The 21,532-nt window shown below is 50.8% G+C and carries 21 protein-coding genes; 15 read left to right on the forward strand and 6 right to left on the reverse strand.

The window, feature by feature from the left end; genetic code table 11:
- Positions 1-5: 5 nt before the first annotated feature.
- From KDC22_RS16260 to KDC22_RS16270, 3 genes are read right to left on the reverse strand one after another with little or no spacing between them, the layout of a single operon-like run.
- Positions 6-704 carry a LutC/YkgG family protein gene (locus KDC22_RS16260; protein WP_173127421.1) on the reverse strand — a complete coding sequence of 233 codons (699 nt, stop codon included), beginning with the start codon at positions 702-704 and terminating at the stop codon, positions 6-8.
- On the reverse strand, positions 701-2,128 hold the full coding sequence (locus KDC22_RS16265) for a LutB/LldF family L-lactate oxidation iron-sulfur protein (RefSeq protein ID WP_211723812.1): 1,428 nt from the start codon (positions 2,126-2,128) through the stop codon (positions 701-703). Before KDC22_RS16265 ends, KDC22_RS16260 begins: the two co-directional genes overlap by 4 nt.
- Positions 2,125-2,874 carry a (Fe-S)-binding protein gene (locus KDC22_RS16270; protein ID WP_211723813.1) on the reverse strand — a complete coding sequence of 250 codons (750 nt, stop codon included), beginning with the start codon at positions 2,872-2,874 and terminating at the stop codon, positions 2,125-2,127. The genes KDC22_RS16265 and KDC22_RS16270 overlap by 4 nt, the downstream gene beginning before the upstream one ends.
- Positions 2,875-3,050: 176 nt before the next feature.
- On the opposite strand from KDC22_RS16270, the gene aldA reads away from it, so the two are divergent.
- Complete coding sequence (gene aldA, locus KDC22_RS16275) at positions 3,051-4,496, forward strand: aldehyde dehydrogenase (RefSeq protein WP_343222025.1); 1,446 nt, start codon at positions 3,051-3,053, stop codon at positions 4,494-4,496.
- 17 nt (positions 4,497-4,513) lie between these two features.
- Here aldA and KDC22_RS33425 read toward each other — a convergent pair whose 3' ends face one another.
- Both KDC22_RS33425 and KDC22_RS33430 read right to left on the reverse strand, forming a co-directional pair.
- Positions 4,514-4,930, reverse strand: coding sequence for a zinc-binding dehydrogenase (locus KDC22_RS33425; protein ID WP_246553617.1), 417 nt, complete (start codon positions 4,928-4,930; stop codon positions 4,514-4,516).
- 47 nt (positions 4,931-4,977) lie between these two features.
- Positions 4,978-5,538 carry an NADP-dependent oxidoreductase gene (locus KDC22_RS33430; RefSeq protein WP_246553619.1) on the reverse strand — a complete coding sequence of 187 codons (561 nt, stop codon included), beginning with the start codon at positions 5,536-5,538 and terminating at the stop codon, positions 4,978-4,980.
- Between the two features lie 91 nt (positions 5,539-5,629).
- Between KDC22_RS33430 and KDC22_RS33435 the strand changes: the two genes are divergently transcribed.
- The 5 genes from KDC22_RS33435 (at position 5,630) to KDC22_RS16300 (ending at position 8,608) form a co-directional block, all read left to right on the forward strand.
- Positions 5,630-5,893: a TetR/AcrR family transcriptional regulator gene (locus KDC22_RS33435; protein WP_246553621.1), complete on the forward strand. Its 264-nt coding sequence runs from the start codon at positions 5,630-5,632 to the stop codon at positions 5,891-5,893.
- Entirely contained in the window at positions 5,850-6,143 is a 294-nt protein-coding gene (locus KDC22_RS33440; RefSeq protein WP_246553623.1) for a TetR-like C-terminal domain-containing protein, read from the forward strand. Before KDC22_RS33435 ends, KDC22_RS33440 begins: the two co-directional genes overlap by 44 nt.
- Positions 6,144-6,297: 154 nt before the next feature.
- A complete protein-coding gene (locus KDC22_RS16290) occupies positions 6,298-6,672 on the forward strand; it encodes a BlaI/MecI/CopY family transcriptional regulator (RefSeq protein WP_211723814.1) in 375 nt (124 codons plus the stop codon).
- A 3-nt stretch (positions 6,673-6,675) separates the two neighbouring features.
- On the forward strand, positions 6,676-8,064 hold the full coding sequence (locus tag KDC22_RS16295) for a M56 family metallopeptidase (protein ID WP_246553734.1): 1,389 nt from the start codon (positions 6,676-6,678) through the stop codon (positions 8,062-8,064).
- A gap of 184 nt (positions 8,065-8,248) precedes the next feature.
- Complete coding sequence (locus tag KDC22_RS16300; RefSeq protein WP_246553624.1) at positions 8,249-8,608, forward strand: GNAT family N-acetyltransferase; 360 nt, start codon at positions 8,249-8,251, stop codon at positions 8,606-8,608.
- A gap of 134 nt (positions 8,609-8,742) precedes the next feature.
- Here KDC22_RS16300 and KDC22_RS16305 read toward each other — a convergent pair whose 3' ends face one another.
- Positions 8,743-9,891: an epoxide hydrolase family protein gene (locus KDC22_RS16305; RefSeq protein ID WP_211723816.1), complete on the reverse strand. Its 1,149-nt coding sequence runs from the start codon at positions 9,889-9,891 to the stop codon at positions 8,743-8,745.
- 108 nt (positions 9,892-9,999) lie between these two features.
- Here KDC22_RS16305 and KDC22_RS16310 point away from each other — a divergent pair, with 108 nt between their 5' ends.
- From KDC22_RS16310 to KDC22_RS16350, 9 genes are all read left to right on the forward strand, one after another.
- On the forward strand, positions 10,000-12,255 hold the full coding sequence (locus KDC22_RS16310) for an ATP-binding cassette domain-containing protein (RefSeq protein ID WP_211723817.1): 2,256 nt from the start codon (positions 10,000-10,002) through the stop codon (positions 12,253-12,255).
- Positions 12,256-12,270: 15 nt separating this feature from the next.
- Positions 12,271-12,984, forward strand: coding sequence for a class I SAM-dependent methyltransferase (locus KDC22_RS16315; RefSeq protein ID WP_173127452.1), 714 nt, complete (start codon positions 12,271-12,273; stop codon positions 12,982-12,984).
- A 551-nt stretch (positions 12,985-13,535) separates the two neighbouring features.
- The gene (ltrA, locus tag KDC22_RS16320; RefSeq protein ID WP_211720874.1) at positions 13,536-14,828 is read left to right on the forward strand and encodes a group II intron reverse transcriptase/maturase; all 1,293 of its coding nucleotides are present in this window, start codon (positions 13,536-13,538) and stop codon (positions 14,826-14,828) included.
- Positions 14,829-15,340: 512 nt separating this feature from the next.
- Positions 15,341-16,579, forward strand: coding sequence for an FprA family A-type flavoprotein (locus tag KDC22_RS16325; protein WP_211723818.1), 1,239 nt, complete (start codon positions 15,341-15,343; stop codon positions 16,577-16,579).
- 16 nt (positions 16,580-16,595) lie between these two features.
- Positions 16,596-17,810 carry an NAD(P)/FAD-dependent oxidoreductase gene (locus tag KDC22_RS16330; protein WP_211723819.1) on the forward strand — a complete coding sequence of 405 codons (1,215 nt, stop codon included), beginning with the start codon at positions 16,596-16,598 and terminating at the stop codon, positions 17,808-17,810.
- A gap of 26 nt (positions 17,811-17,836) precedes the next feature.
- Positions 17,837-18,019 (forward strand): rubredoxin, encoded by a 183-nt coding sequence (gene rd, locus KDC22_RS16335; RefSeq protein ID WP_076075525.1) that lies wholly within the window; start codon positions 17,837-17,839, stop codon positions 18,017-18,019.
- A gap of 40 nt (positions 18,020-18,059) precedes the next feature.
- Positions 18,060-18,770: a Crp/Fnr family transcriptional regulator gene (locus KDC22_RS16340; RefSeq protein WP_211723820.1), complete on the forward strand. Its 711-nt coding sequence runs from the start codon at positions 18,060-18,062 to the stop codon at positions 18,768-18,770.
- 157 nt (positions 18,771-18,927) lie between these two features.
- Positions 18,928-20,019 (forward strand): PRK06851 family protein, encoded by a 1,092-nt coding sequence (locus KDC22_RS16345; RefSeq protein WP_211723821.1) that lies wholly within the window; start codon positions 18,928-18,930, stop codon positions 20,017-20,019.
- Between the two features lie 543 nt (positions 20,020-20,562).
- Positions 20,563-21,471, forward strand: coding sequence for a glycerophosphodiester phosphodiesterase (locus KDC22_RS16350; RefSeq protein WP_211723822.1), 909 nt, complete (start codon positions 20,563-20,565; stop codon positions 21,469-21,471).
- Positions 21,472-21,532: the final 61 nt, after the last annotated feature.

Here is a 21,532-nt window from a genome sequence, read left to right on the forward strand (position 1 = left end):
GATGACTAAATTAGCACATAGGTAGCCCTCAGCGGTCCATGCACCCCGACGACAAGCTTCATTTCGATATCGGCGGAATTGGAGGGACCGGAGATGAACTGAATCGCTGAGCCTACCGGCTCCCCGGCCTGAATTCTCCGGTTCAGCTCAGCGGCGGCTTGCGTGGAGCGAAGCACCAGCCTCCTGCGTTCAATCACCGCAATATAATGGGCAGGCAGGAAATGGAGGGAACGGCCCTGATCCGGGCGGCTCTCCAACACAACCGTTCCCGATTCTGCCAGTGCACAGTCGGCGAAGACAATCGCTGTATTCGCCGATTCCGCACGCCTGATATTCTCCACTCTGCCTGCCGTTTCTTCCCACACCGCAGCATCCGGGAACGCCAGCCCGTATTCATTGAAACGGCGGTCTCCAGAGAGCATTACCGTCCCGCCGCCATTCGCTTCAATCAGATCACTCAGTGTTTGTTGCAGAATCTCCGGTGTGGATTCAATGACCTGGGTGTGGATGAAGAAGCATTGCTCCTTAAGAATCTCCACCAGATCGTCCGTGGTAAGCGGGCCGTAGCTGTCAGGAATGAACTCCTGGATTGCAGGACGCTGAACCTCAGTCCTACGTTCCCGGCCCAGCTTGGAGGCAATCGTATTCAGAAAAGCCTCCTTATTCGTGTTTCTGTTCGCGCTCTTATTCGTGGTTACTGTCATTGCTCTGAGCCTCCTTTCCGTTGCTCCAGCCATGCCCGGAAGCTGTCCTTCTGCCTGACGGGCTGCTTCAGGTCGCGGGAACGAATCCAGCCCTGAAGCAAGGCCGGTCCTCTTACAATCCGGCCCTGCTTGCTCATCATCCGGCTTGCGGAGTGGGCGAACCGCAGGGTTTTGCCGAACAGGGCAGGGGAGGAGAGCAGCTTGCTGGCGGCTTTCATCTGGATACGGTCTGCGGTGCCGGTTCTTTTCTGTTCCACTATCTTCTGGCGGTGCACGATGAGCTGCTCATGCAGCGGGATGCGTACCGGACAGACATCCGTACAGGCGCCGCACAGACTGGAGGCAAAGGGAAGCTCCTTGTAGTCATCATAACCGCCAAGCAGCGGGGTGATGACCGCCCCAATCGGACCCGGATAGATTGACCCGTAAGCATGGCCGCCGATATGGCGGTAGATCGGGCAGACATTCAGACATGCACCGCAGCGGATACACTGCAGCGCTTCGTTGAATTCGCTTCCGAGAATATCGGACCGCCCGTTATCGACGACTACCAGATGGAATTCCTCAGGGCCGTCCGTCTCACCGGCGGAGGAGGGTCCCATCACTGTGATATAGCTGGTTAGTTTCTGTCCGACGGCGCTGCGGCAGAGCAGATTATCCAGCACCTCCATCTCCTCCAGGGTCGGCACAATCCGCTCCATGCCCATTACCGCGATATGCGTCTTGGGTATGGCGGCCGTGAGATCGCCGTTGCCCTCATTGGTGACCAGATTAATCGCTCCCAGATTGGCGATGGCGAAGTTGCAGCCCGTGATTCCGACCTCCGCTTCCAGGAACTTCTGCCTCAGCACCGTACGGGCGAAGCCAGCCAGCTTCTCCGGGGTTTCATCGCCTGTATATCCAAGCTTCTCTGTGAATACCCGCTTGATTTGCCTCCGGTCCTTATGCAAGGCGGGAGCCACGATATGCGAGGGAGGGTCCCAGTCGTCCATCTGGAGGATATATTCTCCAAGATCCGTCTCCGTCAGCTCACAGCCAGCTTCAAGCAGAACGCGGTTCAGCTCAATTTCTTCCGTGACCATGGATTTCGATTTGACGATCTTGGTGGCTTGTTTGCGCATAATAACATCCCGGATATAAGAGCTGGCCTCTTCTTTGGTCGCTGCAAAATAGATATGCCCGCCCTGTCGCTCAATATTGCCGGCAAGCTGCTCCAGATAATAATCCAGATTCTCCAGGGTATGCTGGCGGATAAGCTGGCCTACGTTCCGCCAATGCTCCCAGTCACCGAGCGCAGTGGCTGCAGACAGACGTCTTGTCTTGAGACTGTCCTGCGCCGAACCCACGGCACTGCGCATGAAGGAATCCCCAAGGCCATCCGTCGTCCGTTCGCTGAAATTACGTGAATCCGTTTGCAGGCTCAAGTCCGGCTTCCCCCTTTGCTAATCACAGGCTGACGTTGGTTCAATACCTCTGCAATATGCATGATCCGCACAGGCTCACCTTTGCGGGACAGGCGTCCCCCGATATTCAGCAGGCAGCCCATGTCTGCACTGATTAGAATATCCGCTCCAGTCTCCATGACACAGCCGCATTTCTCATCCACCATCTGCTCCGAGATTTCAGGCATCTTCACTGCAAAGGTTCCACCGAACCCGCAGCAGTTATCGCTGTTCTTGAGCGGCTCAAGCTTCAGTCCCTGCACATGCTCCAGCAGTTGGAACGGGGTTTCCTTCTCGCCCAGGAGTCTGGTCATATGACAGGAACGATGGTAGGTTGCGGTGCCTTCGAGAGTGGCCCCCACATCGGTCACACCAAGTACTTTTACAATGAACTGGGTGAGTTCATAGGATTTTTCTTTTAGAGCAATCGCTTTCAATTCCCAGTCGGGCTCACCTCTGAAAATCTTCGGGTATTCATGAAACATAGCGATGCAGGAGCCGGAGGGACCCACCACGTAATCCGAAGCTTCGAAGGCAAGCATCATGTTCTGCATCGCCAGCTTGGAATCCTGGAGATAACCGCTGTTATAGGCGGGCTGTCCGCAGCAGACCTGTGAAGCCGGATAATCAATCTCGCAGCCGAGCCGCTCCAGGACCTCCACCATGGCAATCCCGACATTCGGGCTCATAAGGTCTACCAAACAAGTAGAAAAAATACTGACTCGCACTCCTACCCCTCCCATCAATGAAAACCTATATCCCCAGCTTAACTCAATAAGTCAATGAAAAACAACACAAAAACAAATAAAAAATGTGAAAGTTATTGACAATAAATATTGATAGCGTTTACACTATGGTTGGGTAATTGGGAAAATGGAATAATCTACCTTGAGGGGGAGAAACAGTGACCAAGCATTTGATGTATATCGACGGCCAATTTACGGAATCCGAAGGCAAAGAGTGGATGGATGTGACCAATCCGGCAACCGATGAAGTAATCTCACAGGTTCCCAAGGCTACAAGGAATGATGTCATACGTGCGATTCATGCAGCGGAAGAAGCCCAGTCTGCCTGGGAGGAGACACCGGCGGTGGAGCGGGGCAAGTACCTTCATGCCATCGCAGACGGGATTCGCGGGGAAGCGGACAGCATCGCCAGGCTGATCTCGGAGGAAGTCGGCAAGACCCTGGAATTATCCACCGTAGAGGTTCATTTCACTGCGGATTATTTGGATTATATGGCGGAGTGGGCACGGCGTTATGAGGGAGAGATCGTGCAGAGCGACCGTGATAATGAGCATATTTTTGTATTCAAAAGAGCGATAGGGGTAACGACAGGCATTCTGCCCTGGAATTTCCCGTTCTTCCTGATTGCGAGAAAGATGGCCCCGGCGCTGATCACCGGCAACACGATTGTCGTCAAGCCCAGTGCTGAATCCCCGAACAATGCCGCGGCGTTCAGCCGTATTGTGGATAAGGCCGGGCTTCCTAGAGGGGTATTCAACCTTGTAACCGGCAGAGGGGCGGAAGTGGGACATGAGCTGGCCAGCAATGCGAAGGTTGGCATGGTCAGTCTTACAGGCAGCGTACCGGCAGGGCAACGGGTCATGGAAGCCGCAGCCGAGAATATCATCAAGGTCAGTCTGGAGCTGGGCGGCAAAGCGCCGGCCATTGTCATGAAGGATGCCGATCTGGAGCTGGCGGTCAAAGCGATTGTCGATTCCCGGGTAATTAATACAGGGCAGGTCTGCAACTGTGCGGAGCGTGTCTACGTGCATGAGGACATTCAGGCTGAATTCACCTCCCGGCTGGTGGAAGCGATGAAGGCCGTGAAGTACGGGGACCCTCTGAAGGACAAGGATATTCATATGGGACCGCTGATCAACAAAGCCGCCCAGGAATCGGTACAGCTGAAGGTGGACCGCGCCGTCCAGGAAGGGGCAACGATCGCGCTCGGAGGTAAAAAGGTGGAAGGAGCAGGCAGCTTCTTCGAGCCGACAGTCATCACCGGTGCTACCAATGAGATGGAGATTGTGCAGGATGAAATCTTCGGACCGGTTATCCCTGTCATTACGTTCTCTACCCTCGATGAAGCGATCGCACTCGCCAATGACAGTGAATTCGGATTGACCTCATCGCTATATACGCAGAATCTGAATGTCGCCATGAAAGTAATCAAGCGGCTGAAATACGGAGAGACGTACATCAACCGCGAGAATTTCGAAGCGATGCAGGGCTTCCATGCAGGCTGGAGAAAATCCGGCATCGGCGGCGCTGACGGCAAGCACGGCTTGAATGAATACCTGCAGACGCATGTAGTCTACCTGCAATATGACAAGTCGGTTAACTGAATGACCTCATAATATACTCAGACACAAGAAATGCTCCCGGACAGTTGGGAGCATTTCTTGTATAATTCTTTTGAAATCACGATTTTTCCCCGTCTGGTTTGTTTCTCGCTTGTGCGGTACGCTTCAAATAAACCTTGAGTGGTAAATGGATACCTATGATCTACATGAATCTTGAGCTTCCCCTCCTGCATGTGAATCGAAATTTCATTAAGATCAGCCCGGTTTGGATGGGCACGGAAAAATATCGAGTCAATATTGCGGACGCCCGGACAGGTTCCAATACCGAAAGAGGTTATGGAAATATATTTCCCGCCATCCTTTAAAATGTCATAGCTATAATCCCCGAACTCGCCTGGAAGTCCAGTTTCTAATTCTTTTTTCCCCAGCATAGCTGTATCAAGAACCATATCTACAGGTGCCGATAATTTTGTCACGTAATCCGGTTGTGAATAATAGTCAATGACTTCATCTGCGCCTAAACTTAGACAAAGCCATGATTATGCTCTCTTGCTGTTGTAATTACATAAGCACCATAATGTCTGGCTAATTGAATGGCTGCATGTCCAACACCACCGGCGCCTCCATGAATGAGGATACGCTGACCCGGCTGAAGCTTACCGTGCTCAACAAGTGCCTGCCAGGCCGTCAAGGCTACGGTAGGCGCAGCAGCGGCTTCTTCGAAGGATATATGGTCCGGTATCCTCGTTAAGGCATCCTCATCTGCTGCCACTTGATCCATATAAGAGCCTCCACGGACCATCCCCATAACGCGGTCACCTGCTTTAAAGTGCTGTACTCCAGTACCCACAGCTTTTACAACACCGTCAACATCACCTCCAAGAAAATACGGGAATTGAATAGTGAATTGCCCGCCTACCGGGCTCTGTAGCAGCTCACCTGAACGTAAATAATGATCTCCAGGGTTAATTGAGGAGGCATGCACCTCCACCAGTACTTGTGTTTCCTTAATCGCAGGAACAGGTAGTTCATACTCTTCAAAAGACTCAGGGATTCCAAAGCCGGTTATACCTATTGCTCTCATGGCGTACCCTCCATTTGTATGATTGAACATTCGTTGAAAAATCAACAGACACCTTAGAAATGTTCAATTCTGTCTCATGAAGGAGCAAGATATGGATAGACGTATACAGAAATCTAAACAGGCTATTACGGATGCTTTTTTAGCATTAATGGCGCAAACAGATATTGAGAATATCACTGTAAATAAAATCGCTGAGCTGGCCAATGTTAACCGTGGAACGGTTTATTTACATTTTCTAGATAAATATGATCTGCTTGATCATTGTTTGGAAGAACAAATTAACCGCTTAATCGACAAATGCGCGCCTGACAGTGAGGTTACCGGGAAATTCACTTCGAAATCCACATGCTTTTAGAACTCGTCTGCTTGTCGTTGTCCGGGAGAGTCTTAGCAGACAGTTCGATGTAATCGCTGCCGGACCAAATTTCAACAAGGAAATCACCGTACAATTTCTAGCTTCTGCTGTGATAAGCTCTTTCGAATGGTGGATTAGCAATTCTATGCCCTATCCGGCTTCAGTGATGGCCGAACAGATATGGGCCTTATTAGACCGGACGATGATTAGTTTGCCCCTGTCTAACCAAAATTCCGGATCTGTTATATAATCCTAAAACCTAATGCAGGTGCTGTTTTTCTATAATAGCCCAGCGATTTTATTGTACATTTGACTATCCACTACATTTTGTAGTAGATTATAACTACTACGTAGTGTAGTAATTGAACGTTATGGACGCATAACGAAATGAAGAGGTGTTCACGGTGAGCAAGATTCACAAGCTATCGGATACAGAATTAGAGTTAATGGAAGCGATATGGGCGAGTGCGCCGCCAGTAACGTCAACGGAACTGCTGAACCAATTTCTGCTCAAGGGAAGGGACTGGAAAGCGCAGACGATCTCCACCTTTCTGTCACGGCTAGTGGATAAAGGGTTCCTGACTGCCACCAGGCATGGCCGGTTAAACAAATATATCCCGGAGATTTCACCCGAAGCGTATAAGCTGGTCGAGACTCAGCATGTCCTGGACGGGTTGTATCAGGGTTCGGTCAAGAATCTGATCTCCGCTATGTATGACGGCGACAAGCTATCGGACCGGGATATTGATGAGCTGAAGCACTGGTTCGCGGAAAAGTAGGTGATGACGATGAATTCCTTACTTGAGATTCTATGCTCGCTGAGCGTTGCCGGAAGTGTAGTTACAGTCAGCTTTCACGCACTGGGCAGGTTATCCACCGATCATTTCCCGGCCAAATGGCGATACGTACTCCTTAAGCTGGCCCTGGCCTTATATTTGTTTCCTATAGCACTTGTTCTACCGTGGTTATCACGGCTCGCTGCACCACACCCGGCAAGCAGCGCACAGAATATACAGACCGGCAGGGTTAGCGGGCATGTAGCGGAGACGCTCCAGCCTGCTGTGACCCTTTCAGCAAGTACTGCCTATCTCCTCCTGAGCATATGGGCAGCGGGAGCGATCACCTTTGCCGCTTGGCAATGGTACGCTTACCGCAGATTCACCGCACAACTTGAACGTAACCGTACGATGGTACCGGAGAATAGTGAGACCGCGGTCCTGCTGAAGAACATCAAGGAGCAGCTTGGCCTCACATGTAGCGTCAAGCTCGCATACAGCTCTATCGCACGCAGTCCTTTTCTGGCAGGTCTATGGAGACCGACGATCTATCTGCCTGCACAGAATCATGCAAATCTGGATATGGACATGGTGCTCCGTCATGAATTGGTTCATCTGAAGCGGAAGGACCTGTGGATCAAGGCAGCATTGCTATTAGTCCGTACATTGCATTGGTACAACCCGCTGGTTCACCCGGTTCGCACAGAGCTCCACACCTGGAGTGAGCTGACCTGTGATCAGGAGGTTGTCCAGGATATGTCCCACGCTGAACGCAAACGTTACGGCGGGACCATTCTGAATGTAATGGCGGGTTCCAATGGTCTGCCCGAACAATTCTGTGCTTCATTATCCGGTGACGGCAAACAATTAAAAAGGAGATTAACACATATGCTTAATGTAAAAAAGCTTAATAAACAAACCCTCTTCCTATCGGTAACCGCAGCCCTGTTAATTGCAGGCATCAGCACCTCTACTGCTGCACTGGCCTCTAAGGTCATGCCGCAAGTGGTTCCTGACTCAGAGTATGTGGCTTCCGAAGCCGCAGCTACTGCCCCGTCCGAAGGAGGCTTAACCGTGCCGGACACAGTATCCGTCACCGAGCCTGCTGAGAGCAGCTCAGCAGCCGCTCAGCAGGGGACAGCGGCACAGGCTGAACCTGCACCCGTTCCGGCAGGGAGTGTTACGGTACCTGCCCCGGAAGGAACAATCGCACAGCCGTTGCCGGAGCTTGTACCTGCCCCGGCAGAGAGTGTTCCGGCACCCGCACCTGCTCAGGAGGTAACGACCGCACAGCCTATTCCAGATAAGCTTGCTGCTGTAACGGTCTCTGCTCAGGAGGATACAAGCACCGTGCCGCATCCCGAGATCGTACCCGCTCCCGCACCAGCTAAATAACAAGCCGTGGTGCACGAACTGAAGACGATTTCTATGGAGGTTAATAGATACTTGAACAGGAGCAGCTTCTTGGAAGCTGCTCCTGTTTGGTGTTTGTGTAGTCGAACGAATAACAGTTATAGTGATATACTCATACAATGAAGCCGTTATTTTTGAATTTTCTTAAAAAGGGAGCCGAGTCGGGATGAAAAAGACTTTGCATTCGTCTAACCTCATCATTAGAAACGCTGTCTTCGACGATATCGGCCTACTTCGCGATGTCTATCGCCGTGCGTCGCTGACCGTTGAGGAAGATCGCGATCTCTTTGCTGCTCATCCTGAGTGGTTAGTATGGGACGACAAAATGTTGCCGTTCACACGTGTCGCTGTTGTTAACGGGCGGATCGCCGGCTTTGCGTCAGCATGTCCTGTCAACGGCTGCCTCGAGCTAGAGGATCTGTTCACTGACCCTGAATGGATGCGCCAAGGTGTCGCGATGGCCCTGATCAAAGACATTGCGCGCCGCGGTGTACGTATAGAGGTGACCGCTAGCCCCGAGCTGTAAGGTTGTACGAAGCCGCCGGCTTCATCGCTAACGGCTTCGCGAACACAGAGGGCGGACCGGCACCCCGGATGTATCTCGACGTCACGCGTGCAGGACTGGACAGAAATTAATTCTTCTATTAAACTCTTGATGATCTAAACTCTTGATGATCTGAAGAATTCGCGGATGTCTTGCGCCAGAGATTCAGGATCTTCCATCGCTGTGAAATGCCCGCCGCGCGGCATTGTATTCCAGCTTGTGATATTCAGATTGCGTTCCGCCCATTCTCTAGGCGGCAAGGCAACATCTCCCGGGAATACAGCAACACCCGTAGGCACCTTAATATACCCCAGGGGCGGCAACGTGTGCGTATTCTCATAATAGATATTCGAGGTAGACCCGGCCGTATTGGTAACCCAATAGATCATAATATTCGTAAGCAGTTCATCCTCGCTGAAGCTATGCCGCAGGTCACCCTTACAATCACTCCATGCACGGAATTTCTCAATGATCCAAGCCGCCAATCCGACAGGGGAGTCGGTAAGTCCGTAGGCAAGCGTCTGTGGTCTCGTCGATTGAATCGACATATATCCGCCCTCATCAGCTATCCATTGTGAAGTATTCCGGATGTACAGAAGTTCTTCTTCCGTCAGCCCTGTCTTATCCTGCACAGCCAGGAGACTGCGGATTATCCCGATATCCGTAAGGTGAATTCCGGTGAGCAGTTCTGGGTGATGGAAGGCCAGATACCTTGTAACCCCAGAGCCAATATCCCCGCCTGCCGCAGCGAACTTGCTGTAGCCCAAATGCTCGGTCATAAGCTTCGCCCACAGCTCAGCAACATAGGCATTATTCACACCAGCGCGTGTCAGGCCGTTAGAGAACCCAAATCCGGGCACGGAAGGGACAATAACATCGAAGGAGTCTTCAGGATTGCCGCCGTAACGGGCAGGGTCCGTAAGCATAGGAATGATCTTCTCGTATCGCAGATAGCTGTCCGGCCATCCATGGGTCAGGATTAGGGGCAGCGGCTTGGGGCCTTTTCCGCGCTCGTGTACGAAATGCACATCGACTCCATCCATATTACAGCGAAATTGAGACAAGCGGTTCAACTCGGCTTCCCGGGCGCGCCAATCGAACTGGTCCCGCCAGTAGGTAATAAGCTTCTGCAAATACCCCGGGTCCGATCCCCGTTCCCAGTCAGAGTTCTCTAATAGGTCGGGCCAGCGGACATGATCCAGCCTGTATTTCAGATCTTCAAGGACTGAATCGGGCACATGGATTTGAAAACGTTCAATAGACATCAGGCTCTCTCTCCTTAAGCGTAATAGCTACATGCTATAAGTATAATATATTTTTTCAGAAAAAATGAAGTTACAGAAGAGAACCCAATCACTGGAGGGAAAACACACATGAACGATGCGAATCAGGAGTATATCGTAATTAACGGTGCAAGGGAGAACAATCTTAAGAACGTATCTTTGCGCATACCGAAACGGAAAATCACCCTCTTCACCGGAGTATCCGGTTCCGGCAAGTCATCCATCGTCTTCGATACCATTGCTGCTGAATCTACACGGCTGCTCAATGAGAACTTCAGTATGTTCGTGCGAACCTTCCTGCCGCGTTACCCGCAGCCGGATACCGATGGAATCGAGAATCTGAGTATGGCTGTTATTGTAGACCAGAAGCGGCTGGGCGGCGGTTCCCATTCCACGATGGGCACGATTACTGACATTTCACCTATTCTCCGCCTGCTGTACTCCAGAGTGGGACAGCCCCATATTGGCGGGGTGAATATGTTCTCGTTCAATGATCCGCAGGGGATGTGTCCCGAATGTAACGGAATCGGCCGCAAGCTGGGTGTCGATATGAGTAAGGCGGTCGATAGGTCTAAATCGTTGAATGAAGGAGCCATCGGGCTGCCGGATTATTCCGTCGGCGGCTGGGATTGGAACATGATCGTGCAGACAGGTGATTTCGATCCGGACAAGAAGCTGAGCGATTATTCCGATACGTTGCTGGAGCAGCTGCTCTACGGCAAGGCGAGGAAAGTGAAGATGGACTTTGCCGGTAAGGCGACCAATATCACTGTGGAAGGCGTCATAGAGAAGTTCACAGGCAAGTACATCAGGCAGGATGTGAAGACCAAGTCTGAACGCACTCAAAAAATGGTTGCCCCGTTCATCACCGAAGGAACCTGTACAAGCTGCCACGGAGCAAGGCTCAGCCAGGCTGCGCTCAATTGCCGAATCAATGGCAGCAACATTGCCGATTTATCCGCTATGGAGGTCGGACAGCTTATCCGCACCGTCCGGGAGATTGAAGATCCGGTTGCTGCTTCAATCGTCAAGTCTCTGACAGAGCGGCTGCAGCATCTGGTGGATATCGGACTCAGCTATCTGACACTGGATCGTGAGACCGATACACTGTCCGGCGGAGAATCCCAGCGGGTCAAGATGGTGAAGCACCTGAGCGGCAGTCTCGTGGATGTTACCTATATCTTCGATGAGCCCAGTGTCGGACTGCATCCGCGCGATGTCCACCGTTTGAACGAGCTGCTGGAGAAACTCCGTGACAAAGGTAATACAGTCATTGTCGTTGAACATGATCCCGATGTGATCAAGCGGGCAGATCATGTTGTCGATGTCGGACCTCATGCCGGCAGCCGTGGGGGGACGATTGTGTATGAAGGAAGCTATCCGGGCTTGCTTGAAGCAGGTACGCTGACAGGCACGCATATGAAGCGGCCTCTTCAGCTGAAGCGGGATTGCAGACAGGCGTCCGGCAAGCTGCCCATCACTGGGGCTTCTCTACACAACCTGAAGAATGTAAGTGTAGATATTCCAACGGGAGTCCTGACAGTCGTTACCGGCGTAGCAGGTTCGGGCAAAAGCACGTTGATTAATGATGTCTTCCTTGCCCGGCATTCGGATGCCATCGTCATTGACCAATCGGCGATTGGGGTCTCCACACGCTCTAATCCGGCTACCTACACCGGCATAATGGATGATGTGCGCAAGGCTTTTGCAGCGGCCAATCAAGTGAATCAAGGGTTGTTCAGCTTCAACTCCAAGGGAGCCTGCGAGCATTGCCAGGGACTGGGTGTCGTCTATACAGACATTGGTTTCCTTGACAGTGTGAAGCTGCCCTGCGAAGTATGCGGAGGCAGACGGTTCAAGGAAGAGGTGCTGGGCTACAAGCTGAACGGCAAATCCATTGCTGAAGTGCTGGAGATGACCGTGGAGCAGGCACTGGAGTTCTTCCAGCTTAAGGAGGTTGTGCGTAAGCTTCAAGCCATGAGTGATGTGGGGCTGAACTATATCACCCTCGGCCAGCCTCTAAGCACACTGTCGGGCGGAGAATGCCAACGGATTAAGCTGGCCAGCGAGCTGCACAAGAAGGGCAGCATCTATGTGATGGACGAGCCGACGACCGGATTGCATATGTCCGATATCGGCCACCTCCTGGAGATTATGAACCGGCTCGTGGATGCGGGCAATACTGTGATTGTCATTGAGCATAATCTCGAGGTAATCAGTCAGGCCGACTGGATTATTGATATGGGACCGGATGGAGGCAGCCAAGGCGGAGAGGTTATTTTCGAGGGCACGCCGTCTCAGATTATTCATTCGGAGCGTTCGATTACGGGGAGTTATTTGAAGTGAATTGGGGGCAAAGGAATGGACAGGCTAGCCAAAATCAGGTCCGAAGAGAAGAAATATCATGATCATTGTTACGATACGTGCAACCTATTTGAGCCAGGCTCCTGGCTATACAAACCCGTTGCAACAGTCATCAATCTTGTAGACCAGTATAAAGAACAAGAATATTTAAGTGTACTCGACCTAGGAGCTGGTATTGGCCGGAATAGCATTCCCATCGCCAAATCTTTGAAGCATAGAAATGGACAAGTAGTTTGTGTAGATCTGTTGGAATCGGCTATAGATAAGCTAAAGAGCTACAGTCAGGAATTTGGAGTTGAGCCCTATATTATACCCAGGTTATCCGATATTGAACAATTTATCATTGAACAGCAGGAGTATGACCTTATCATTGCAGTATCTGCTTTGGAGCATGTTCGTTCCCAGCAGGTATTGAGCAGCAAATTGAGTGAGATGAATGCTGGAACCAGACAACATGGAGCAAACTGTATTATTATCGCGTCGAACATCCGTGAGGTCAACCTTGAACGTGAACAAGAGCTTGAACCTATGTTTGAAGTGAATTTGACTACTGAAGGAATGTTGGAATTATTGGATGAGAAGTATGCTGGGTGGGAGGTTCAGCAGCGGTTCGTGAAACATTTGGCGTATGAAATCAGTAGAAATGGCGAACGGGTTAAGCTGACTTCTGACTGTATAACGTATGTCGCTAAGAAAAGCCAATCTTATTGAAGATTGGCTTTTTTATATGGGCGTGCCCAGAGGCACGCATTATCTAGTTGGTGAAAGTCCAACCAAAGGAGGGACCAAGCTACCTTTGTAGCTAGGATGCTTGCACATGGCGAAATCTGTGTGTAAAAGCGCATCGACAAAAGTACTGGTCAGAGACCGGGCGAGCAACAATTCAGGCCGCAACATCAAGTGAATCCTGCCGCGTCGTCAAAAAGGCCCTGCAAAGGGGAACAGAGGGAGCCGAGTCCCGCTATTATGGACGAAGGCCAAGGAAGCTGTGCAGAACTTGGAACAACAGTGAAGAACCCTCCGGCGTATAGGGAACGGCATGGATTGAAAGATAATGCAGTGAACTGGGGAGACCCTCCCCCACACGGAATTTTTTTTTTAGGAACCCGTAAAGAGGCGCTCTATAAGTCCAGAAGACGAAGTGAACCGTCTGTGGGAAGGGAGTCCGAGGGGCTCGTAGTACCGAAGAACCTAAGGACAACATAACCTTAGGGAGGGAAGGAGCCCTGCTTTGTTTACGCTTTTGGAGGAGGTACGAGTGAGTGAATGCCAAACGGCTAACGACACCCAAGGAAAAAGTTCAAGAACTCCAAGAAAAGCTAGGTCATGCGGCCAAGGAGAACAACAAGCGTAAATTCCACGCCTTGTACGACAAAGTCTACCGGTGGGATGTGCTATGCGAAGCCTGGAAACGGGTGAAAGCGAATAAGGGAGCTGCGGGAGTGGATGCCGTAACGCTCGCTGAAATCGAGAAACAAGGAGTGACGAGATTTCTCAAAAGCTGTGAGCAAGAATTGAAAGAAGGCAGCTACCATCCGCAGCCGGTTCGGCGGCACTATATCCCGAAGAAAGATGGGAAGCCAAGACCGCTAGGCATCCCTACCGTACGGGACCGTGTCTTACAAATGGCAACCAAACTGGTGATTGAACCCATCTTTGAAGCCGATTTTAAAGAAGTCTCCTTCGGATTTCGTCCAAAACGAAGTGCCAAAGGAGCGCTGGAGCGAATCCGGAAAGCCTGCAACCGCAAAGGAAATTGGGTAGTCGACGTCGATATCCAAGGTTACTTCGACCATATCAATCAAGAGAAACTCATGAAATTGGTACAGATGCGTATCAATGACAGACGGATTCTGAAGCTCATACGGAAGTGGCTTCATGCGGGAATAATGGAAGAAGGAAAGGTACGGCGCTCCGATCTAGGGACACCCCAAGGTGGTGTCATCTCGCCACTGCTGGCGAATATCTATTTGAACTACTTTGACCGGTTATGGGAAAAACACGGAAGTGGACTGGGAGAACTGACGAGGTATGCAGACGACTTCGTCGTGGTCTGTAAAACCAAAAAGGATGCAGAACATGCGTATGAACTCATCCGCACCATTATGGAACGTCTAGAACTCACGCTGCATCCGACCAAAACCCGCATTGTAGGTCTGTGGACAGGAGACGAAGGCTTCGACTTCTTAGGAATGCACCACCGAAAAACGAAAGCAGAAACTTCTCAAGGGAAGGTGTACTATACCACCCAGCAGTGGCTAACGAAGAAGGCAGAGGAACGTATCCGAGGCGTGGTCAAAGACCGATTAGCACCGCCCGGCATGCGCTGGAAATCGTTCGTGGAACACGTGGAATGGCTCAATCCAAAGATACAGGGATGGAGAAATTATTACTACACGAACTACAGCCAAAAGAGATTAGCCAAGCTGGATTGGTATATCCTGCAGCGATTTACGCGGTGGTATGCGAAGAAGAGACAACGGAGGAGATGGATGAGTTCATTCCCGGAGGTCAAGTATATGGTCAATAAGTGTGGACTAAAAACGCTATTGTAATCTGCATGCCCATGAATGACAAACATCGGAAAGCCGTATGAGGGAAAACCTCACGTACGGTTTGATGAGGAGGGGCTGGGTTGTACCAGCCCTTTACTCTAGAGCAGAGGCAAGGAGGAGCGGGAACAGTTGGATTTTATCCACTTGCTAATGAATGAATGGTTACTTCTAAAACAGCAGGTGGATAAACAGCACTTAAATTCTCCCATTTCACCCCTTGTAGCGAAAACGTATCATAGTAGATGCTGTTAATCCACTTGCTTCCCCATATTCCTCCGAATTGAGTAAATTAAGATACGTTTCTCCACCTGCTTGTTACAGAAGGAATTATTCTTCTCCCACTGTGACCGCACGCACCCCTCCTTTTGGTCAATCGGCTACATTAAGAGTATAGCAAACGAAAGATTTCACTAACTTCTGAAATTTGATTTGAATCCTCCTTTTTAATCGGCAGCCATAATAGAATGAAGGTGCTGATAAGGATAATCAATCAACTATTGGAGGTCAATACAATGAGTACACAATCTAAACAAATTGCCGAGGATATCTACTGGGTAGGCAAAATTGATAATCGTCAAGTCCCGTTCCACCGCCTGATTCTGGCCAAAGGAACCACCTATAATTCGTATCTACTCAAAACAGGCAAGCCGACTGTAATTGATACGGTGGATATGGAATTCGGCCGCGAATATGCCGAGTGCCTCGGCGGAATGATCGACCTGATGGATATTCATTACATCGTCATTAACCATACGGAGCCTGATCACTCCGGCGGACTTGCGGCTCTGGCTGCGCAGGCGCTGAATGCTACTATCGTATGTACGGAAATTGCTGTACCGGAACTACAGGAAATGTACAAGCTGCACAGCCGGAATTTCCTGGTGGTCAAAGACGGGGATACGCTGGATATCGGCGGCAAAACACTGCTGTTCAAAGAAACGCCGTACCTCCATACCGCTGAAACGATGATTACCTATTGTATCGAGGATCAGATCCTGTTCCCTTGCGATATATTCAGCACACATGTGGCGGTGGACAATCTGTTCAGCGATGAAGCAGGGTTCGATATCACCGAAGATTACAAAGGCTATTATGCAGCCATTATCCATCCGCACAGAAGATATGTAAGAACACTGCTGGAAGCGGTGAAAGACCTGGAGATCCGCATGATTGCGCCTTCCCACGGGTTCCTGATCCGCGAGGACATTCCTAAGTTCATTGGGCTGTACGCCACCATGAGCCGTGAGACCACCCAGGGCAAGAAGGCTGTTATTGTCTATACTACCCTCAAGAACAGTACGAAGAAGATGGCCGCGATCATTGAGAATTGCCTGAAGGAGAACAGTATTGAGACAGAAGTCTGGAATGCGGATAAAAGCAGCACCACGGACATCCTGCGCAGCATCGAATCCGCAGACGCAGTCTTCATCGGCAGCTCTACGAAATATGCAGATATGATCGGCAACCTGGAGGAAGTACTGAAAGGGATGCAGGATATGAATCTTGAAGGCAAGCTTGGTACCGCCTTTGGCTCTTACGGCTGGAGCGGAGAAGCCATTGAGGTCATTCAGGATTACCTGAACGGAACGAATATGACCGTACAAAGCACCTCAGAAGTCATTAAAACCACCGGCATGACCCATGTGGAGTTCCCGGTAAGAGTCAGATTCTCGCCTAAAGAACCGGAGAAGGTGCAGAAGATTAAGAATGCGACTGAATTTGTCTCGGATCTGCTGCTCAGTTCTATCTAGGGAGGAGGAAGTTAACATGACAAAGCATTACGTAATTGTTGGTGGCGGTGTATCCGCCGTCCATGCTGCCAAAGCGATCCGCGATCAGGATGCAGACTCGGAAATCTCGATCCTCGGGGAAGAGAGCGGCCTGCCGTATAACCGGATTAAGCTGACCAAGGGCCTGTTCACCGACCTGCACAGCGAGAAGGTACTGATCAAGAAGGAGAAATGGTACCGCGATAACCGCATAACGGTTAAGACCTCAACCCGTATCCAATCCCTTCACCCGGAGCGGCATACGGTAGAGACAGAGGACGGTCAGTGCGTGGAATATCATAAGCTGCTGCTCTGCATGGGAGCGAAGAACCGCGCATTATCCATCGAAGGTGCCGGACTTGCCAACGTCCATACGATCCGGGATCTCACCGATGCAGACCGGCTGAAAGACAGCCTGAAGGACGGCAGCCGCGTAACCGTGATTGGCGGTGGCGTGCAGGGCATTGAGACGGCCTGGGCGCTTCACGAAGCGGGATATACAGTGACTGTGGTCGAAGCAGCGCCTTCCCTGATGGGCCGACAACTGGACAGTTACTCTTCCAACAGACTGAAGGAGACGCTTGAGCAATCCGGAGTGAAGGTGCTGCTGCAAGCAGGTGTGTCTTCTATAGAAGGAACTGATTCTGTTACTGGTGTCACACTGAAGGACGGCTCCAGCTTCCCCTGCGATCATGTGGTCTATTCCATTGGCATTGTCCCGAATACGGACCTTGTTACCGGCTCGAATATTGAGGTCGGCCAGGGCATTATTGTCAATGAACATCTGCAGACCAGTGATCCGAACATTTATGCAGCCGGTGACGTTGCCGAGTATGGCGGTCTGGTGGAAGGACTGTGGGGCGGAGCAATTGAACAGGGCAAAATTGCCGGAAGCAATATGGCAGACACTCTGACGGTATACCGCAGAGCCGTTCCGGTTACTTTGTTTAACGCATTCGGTAGTTCTCTATTCGCCATTGGCGGCACAGATGAGCGGTTCTGCGACCGGACAGTATGCGGAGAAGAGAACGGTGCCTATACACGTATCTTTGTGACAAACAGCATTATTACCGGTGCCATCTCCTGGCAGGGAGCAGCTGCGTCCCTGACCTACAAGACTGCTATTGAGCAGGGAACCTCTCTGTCGGGGATTCAGCTTGACGGCCGGAGTATTACAGATATTATGGCCGAAGTCCAGTTCAGATTGAACTAAATATAACCTATTAGGAGCTGATAACGATGAAAAAATACATCTGTACCCCTTGCGGCTACATCTATAATCCGGCAGTAGGCGATCCCGATGAGGATGTCGCAGCCGGCACAGCCTTTGAAGATTTGCCTGAAGATTGGGTATGCCCGGTCTGTGGCGAGGACACCAGCCACTTCGTACCCGTAGAAGAGAAGAACACGATTGCACATTAGAGGCTTAAGGCTCCACATTTCACATTACAGGGGGAACGGTATGAAAGAGCATTCCTGCCAGCACGCCGCAGAACCTTGTACACGCAAGGTACCGATTTTTGCCGCGCTGACCGATGAGGATCTTACCCGGATCAGCGCGATGATCAAGCACCGCAAGTTCACCAAGGGGCAGCCGTTAATCCTGGAAGGGGCACCCTCGGATACGCTGTATATTATTCAACAGGGGCATGTGAAGTTATCCAAAATCACTCCCGAAGGGAAGGAACAGATTTTACACATTCTGACGAACGGGGATTTTTTCGGGGAACTCAGTATTTTTAACAGTGATGAGCTTAGCAACTTCAGTGCGTACGCGCTGAAAGAAACCAATATCTGTATGCTGACCCGCAGCGATATGGAGCAGTTAATGACAGAGAATCCCGATATTTCACTGCGGCTGCTGAAAAGTCTAACCAAAAGACTCGCCCATACAGAGAATCTGGCGCAGAGTCTGGCGACCAAAGACCCCGAGATCCGGATTGCTTACATGATCATGGAACTCAGCGACAAATATGGCAAACCGCGCGGCGGACGTATTCATATTGACCTTCCGCTATCCCGTGAAGAGCTGGCGAGTTATGTCGGGGTGACCCGGGAGACCATCAGCAGGAAGTTCTCCAGGTTCGAAGACAGTGGTCTGATCAAGCTGATCGGCAACAAGCAGATGGTCCTTATCGACCCGGCAGGTGTTGAGAAGTATATGGGCTTATAGACGACGATATATGAGCGGCATGTCTATCATTTCATGATGGGGATGCCGCTTTCACTTGGATTGGATGTTCATTCCCGCACCAGGCACCTTACAAATACCTGACGCATATTGTATGGTTATAAGCCTACCAGGCGACAACGGGAAAGGAAGTGGGTGTATGGCTGCGAGAATTTTAAGATATTTTGCAGACGGCAATACGGCTCTTGGCTTCTACAGTTTGTTCGAATCGAATCTTCAAGGGCTCCGGCGGATCTTCATCTTGAAAGGCGGTCCCGGTACCGGAAAATCCTCCCTGATGAATGCAATCGGCACGGAATGGGCGGAGCGGGGTTACGATATTGAGCTGATCCATTGTTCATCCGATAAGGATTCCATTGACGGGGTTATTATACCGGCGCTTGGCGTGAGCATTGTTGACGGGACTGCGCCCCATGTGATCGAGCCTAAGGCTCCCGGAGCGGCCCGGAAATACGTGAACCTGGGAGAAGTGTGGGACTCGGCAGCGCTGATCAGCCAAAGGGAGATCATTGAGGAGCTTAACCGGAAGGCTGCTGATGCCTATGCGGCAGCGTACAGCAGGTTTGCGGAGGCCCTGAACATTCATGACGAATGGGAAAAGATTTACTTCGAGCATATGGACTTCGGCCGGGCGGATCAATTAACGGCCCTGATGCTGGAACAGCTGTTTGGCGAAGCGCATCTACAGAGAAGTGCTGACGTCAAGCACCGGTTTCTGGGCGCAGCAACGCCGGCAGGATCGGTCGACTTTGTACCTAATTTGACCGAAGGGCTGTGGAGACGCTTCTTCCTCAAAGGCCGGGCCGGAACAGGCAAATCAACCATACTCCGCACAATCGCCTCCGAGGCGGAGAAGAGGGGCTTTGATACGGAAATCTATCATTGCGGATTCGATCCCCACAGTCTGGATATGGTCATTGTGCGTGAGCTTGATTTTGCGATCTTTGACAGCACCAGCCCGCATGAATATTACCCGGAGCGGGAGGGAGACGTAATCGTTGATACGTATGAAGCTGTTGTAGCACCGGGAACGGATGAGCGACTCGCCGGGCCGCTAGAGGAAGTAAGCACACAATATAAGGCCACAATGAAAACGGCGATAGCCGCATTGGCAGAGGCCAAGGTGCACCGGGACGAATTAAAGAAAATTTATATCGCAGCAATTGATTTTAGCGTGGTGGATGCGGCCAGGAAGCGGATTTCTGCTGAACTGGCAAGTATGCAGGCGTAGCGGTTACTATCATCTGTACCAGCCTTGGGGCTTACTCTGCGGAGGTATTTTCCATCCGTAGAGTAAGCCTTTTTCGGCCTGAAAAGCGAGCGTCTCCTCCTGCTCCGAATACCAAGCGAGAGGAGAGAGTGTGCTAGCCTGGATGGCGGCTGCAGGTATTTAGTTCAGGTACGAGAACAATGGATTGTTTACGCGACATAGGTCTGATACGATAGATAGACTTGAGAATAATTGACCGGGCAGGGTCTGGGTTTGCAGGAAGGGGGATATTATGCAGATATGGTATTTCATGGATATAATGCGGTTACACGCTATATAAAAGCTCTCAGAGAATAATGAAAAGCGAGAAGGAGCGGAGGGAAAATTCGGAACTGTAGGAGCGGTAGCGACCGCCTCCGGATTTCTACTGCCAACAGCGGTTTAAATCAAGAAATCTGGGGACAACAGCGGCCGGAAGTCCAAATGTTCACCGCAGTGACGATTACGCTTTCCAGTTCTTTTCTCTTGAGCTTTTTATAATCACACATAAATGGGGACAGCAGCATGATGAGGATATTCAGACATAAGGCTTATTTTATCGGATTACATGTATTGACTATTATTTGTTTGTTCTCCACGCTGTATGCCTATTCTCCAGTAATCCGGGTGAAGGTGAAGCAGATTATTACTCCGGCGGACAAAGTATATACGATTGCCCATCGCGGCGCGTCCGGGTATGCCCCCGAGAACACTATACCTGCCTTCGAGCTGGCGCATGAGATGAAGTCCGACTCGATTGAGCTGGACATCCAGCTGACCCGGGATCTGGTTCCTGTCGTGATTCATGATGAGAGGGCCAACCGGACCACAAACGGTACAGGTTATGTGAAGAATATGACCTTGGAGCAGATCAAACAGCTTGACGCAGGGTCATGGTTCAATAAGGCGTACCCGATGTTTGCGAGAGATCTCTACGCAGGTATTACCGTTCCCACGCTTGAAGAGGTCTTCGACACCTTCGGCAGCAACATGAACTATGTGATCGAAATCAAGGAGCCGCTTCCGAAGAATATCGAAGTGATATTGAATGATTCTATTACAAAATACAAACTGGAATCTGTAGTATCCATCCATTCCTTCAGCGCATCCAGTCTACAGAGGTTTCATTCCATCAACCCGGACATTCCGCTCTACCAGCTTGTATGGAATGATTATACGGCCACAAGGGTTACCCAAGCCTATCTGACCAAGGTGAAGACTTACGCTGTCGGGATCAGTCCGAATTTCCAGGGGATCAGCGCAGCTTATGTGGCACAGGTGAAGCGAGCGGGACTGAAGCTTATGCCTTACACGGTGAATTACCAGCTCAACATGGATAAAGCCTATTCCTGGGGAGTAGATGGAGTGTATACCAACTTCCCTGACCGTTTTCTTGAAGTCATTGCCGCGAACAGGGCCAACGCCAAGTGGTGACGCCAGCGGGACCCTGTGACAATACACCTGTAACTACACAAGGGTTCAGTTCTTGTCCAGT

This window comes from Paenibacillus tritici (assembly GCF_018207515.1).
Classification (GTDB): Bacteria; Bacillota; Bacilli; order Paenibacillales; family Paenibacillaceae; genus Paenibacillus_AQ; species Paenibacillus_AQ tritici.

Bases quoted from the DNA above. Each gene is read 5' to 3' on its own strand.
- KDC22_RS16350 (WP_211723822.1), top strand. From the start codon at position 20,563: ATGATGAGGATATTCAGACATAAGGCTTATTTTATCGGATTACATGTA.
- KDC22_RS16300 (WP_246553624.1), top strand. From the start codon at position 8,249: ATGAAAAAGACTTTGCATTCGTCTAACCTCATCATTAGAAACGCTGTC.
- KDC22_RS16260 (WP_173127421.1), bottom strand. From the start codon at position 704: ATGACAGTAACCACGAATAAGAGCGCGAACAGAAACACGAATAAGGAG.
- KDC22_RS16310 (WP_211723817.1), top strand. From the start codon at position 10,000: ATGAACGATGCGAATCAGGAGTATATCGTAATTAACGGTGCAAGGGAG.
- KDC22_RS16295 (WP_246553734.1), top strand. From the start codon at position 6,676: ATGACGATGAATTCCTTACTTGAGATTCTATGCTCGCTGAGCGTTGCC.
- KDC22_RS16325 (WP_211723818.1), top strand. From the start codon at position 15,341: ATGAGTACACAATCTAAACAAATTGCCGAGGATATCTACTGGGTAGGC.
- rd (WP_076075525.1), top strand. From the start codon at position 17,837: ATGAAAAAATACATCTGTACCCCTTGCGGCTACATCTATAATCCGGCA.
- KDC22_RS16305 (WP_211723816.1), bottom strand. From the start codon at position 9,891: ATGTCTATTGAACGTTTTCAAATCCATGTGCCCGATTCAGTCCTTGAA.
- KDC22_RS33430 (WP_246553619.1), bottom strand. From the start codon at position 5,538: ATGAGAGCAATAGGTATAACCGGCTTTGGAATCCCTGAGTCTTTTGAA.
- KDC22_RS33435 (WP_246553621.1), top strand. From the start codon at position 5,630: ATGGATAGACGTATACAGAAATCTAAACAGGCTATTACGGATGCTTTT.
- KDC22_RS16330 (WP_211723819.1), top strand. From the start codon at position 16,596: ATGACAAAGCATTACGTAATTGTTGGTGGCGGTGTATCCGCCGTCCAT.
- KDC22_RS16315 (WP_173127452.1), top strand. From the start codon at position 12,271: ATGGACAGGCTAGCCAAAATCAGGTCCGAAGAGAAGAAATATCATGAT.
- KDC22_RS16340 (WP_211723820.1), top strand. From the start codon at position 18,060: ATGAAAGAGCATTCCTGCCAGCACGCCGCAGAACCTTGTACACGCAAG.
- KDC22_RS16345 (WP_211723821.1), top strand. From the start codon at position 18,928: ATGGCTGCGAGAATTTTAAGATATTTTGCAGACGGCAATACGGCTCTT.